This window comes from Bacillus hominis, from assembly GCF_018332515.1.
In the GTDB taxonomy this organism is placed as follows: domain Bacteria; phylum Bacillota; class Bacilli; order Bacillales; family Bacillaceae_G; genus Bacillus_A; species Bacillus_A hominis.
In genome coordinates this window covers 1-2,404 of record NZ_BOQD01000459.1, presented here as the reverse complement: position 1 = coordinate 2,404, position 2,404 = coordinate 1, and the positions used below count along the sequence as shown (strand labels likewise).

General features: G+C 31.9%; 1 protein-coding gene. It reads right to left on the bottom strand.

Going from position 1 to position 2,404, the window contains the following annotated elements; translation table 11 throughout:
• Positions 1 to 616: 616 nt before the first annotated feature.
• Positions 617 to 2,404, bottom strand: a 1,788-nt coding sequence (locus KI356_RS26350) for an Ig-like domain-containing protein (RefSeq protein ID WP_212936923.1), incomplete at its 5' end; no start/stop codon positions are given.

Genomic DNA, 2,404 nt, shown 5'->3' with positions numbered 1-2,404 from the left:
GTAGTTCACATAATAAAATGATACAAACCGTTAAATGTAAATATAAGGTTTAAATACCATTTTTTGAAACAAGTTCATCATACTATACAAAACTATTCGTTATCAAGAACTTTCTCAAAAGAAGATTCGACACATTCTGATAATTCAGTCTTTTGATCGTATTATTAGGATATTAATAATACTCGAATATAGTAATGAGCAAACTGTTTTCCTATAAACTACTCTCACTGCGCTTCGTATATTTTTCATATCGAATACACAATTGGAATTATAGCACATATTTCCACTTCATCACTTAAATATTTTTTACAATAAATACAATTTTCAGACTATATTCGACCTAAAATACATTAATTCGACACTTCCTTCCTTTTTTCGAATGTTTTTTTAACGGGAAAAGGTGTGAATTTACAAAAGATTTACATATTAATGGGGTGTTTTTCTATTTTTGAAAACGCTGTCAATTTATTTCTCAATAAAAAATTACTTTGTATATATCTACAAGTTTTATTATCTTCATCAATTACAGCTTTCTTTTTGAATCAGCCATAAAAAATAAGCCTATAAAATTATAGGCTTATTTTTATTAAATTCATTCAATTATACGAACAAACTATTACTTAATGATTTTTGTAACTGTTAAGCTTTCAATTGGAGCAAGTTTGTTTTGGTTTGAGTCTTTAACTTCAAATCCGTCTTTTGCAGTTTTAACAGTAACTGTTTTAGCAAATTCTGCACTTGTTAATTCGCGGCTAAAGTTGAATTTGATTTGTTTACCATTTGCTGCAACTTCCCCTTTTTCTACTGAAATTGGGTTTTGAGCTAGAGAAGATACATTCGTTCCATCAAGAAGGAAATTAAAGTCTGTAGCTTCTACTGTATTTGCATCCATTGCTTTGCTGAATGTTAATACAACTTGTTTACCATCGATTAATTCAGCTTTTTCTACTTTTGGTGCTACATTTTCTTTAAGATTAACAATTGCTTTTGCGTCTTTTGCAAGTTTCGCTTCTACAGCTTTTGTTTTATCTTTAACACCAGTAACAGATACTGCGTAGTCACCAGAAGCTTCTACTGAACCTGCTTTTAATGTAAGTTCTACTTGAGCAGTTCCTTTATTGTTCACTAATACTGCTTTTTCTACTTTTGCACCTTCTACAGCATAGTTTGCTGCATTAACAGCTGAAGCTCCGTCAACTTCGCCATCGAAATTAACTGTTACTCCATTGCTTCCATTAGGTACTACTGTGTAAGCAAGTTCACCAGCTTCTGCTGCTTGACCAGCAACATTAAATGCAACTGTTTTTGCTTTGCTACCATTTGGAGTTTTTGCATCATCTTTAACAAATCCAACTGGTAATGTAACTGTCCAAGATCCTGGAGTTACATTTGTTACATCGATTTTAACAACTTTTTTATCTTTTCTTTCAGTAGTATCTAATGAACCACCGAAAGCAGCTTTATCATTTGTTACATAGTTATTAACATGTGTACCTGTTGCTGGAACGTTACCTGCTACTTCAACATCTTCGCTGTAAGTTAATACAAGGAATTGTTTAGTTACATTCTCAACTTTTTCAGTAACAACTTCAGATTTAGTTACTTCTGGAGCAGTTGCATCAGCCGATACTAATACTTGTTTCACATAATCTTTTTCTAATGCGATACCGAATTTGTCTTTAACACCAGCTTTAATTGTGATTGTGTTAAGACCATCTTTTAGAAGGTTATCAGCATCTTTTAATGTTACATATGCAACTTTTTTGTTGTCTTTATCTAACTCAACACTAGTTGGTGTTTTCGTATTTACTGAAACAGCAGTTTTGTCTAGCGTTGTAAATTCTTTAGAGAATGTTACTTTTAATTGTGTATCAGAAAGTACTTCTACACCGTTTACTACTGGTTTTGTTTTATCGATAGCTTGCTTTTTAATAGTTGTTTTTACTGGGTTTGGAGAAATTAAGTTTCCAGCAACATCTGTTGCACCAACAATTGTTACAACTACTTCTGCATTCTCATCAACATTTGTTAAATCGATTTCTAAAGATTTTCCATCTGCAGAAAGACCTTTAACAACAGCTTTATCATTGTTTACAGTTACTTGTCCTTGATCTGCAACTGGCTCAGAGAAAACAACTTTTGCAGTGTTTGCATCTACATATTCAACACCTTTTACTTCAGGGCGAACTGTATCTTTGTAAGAAATTACTTGAGTGTATTTAGCAGTTTTAACTTTAGCATCAGCTTTTGTTTCAACTGGAGCAACAACTAATACTGCATCTTCAACTTTCGCAATGTTATTAAAAGTTACGATTACAGTTTTATTGTCTTTACCAACTTCTACTTTCTCAACTGTTTTTCCAGTTAAAGAGAATAATTCTGTAGTAACTGCATCTTTGTTAAT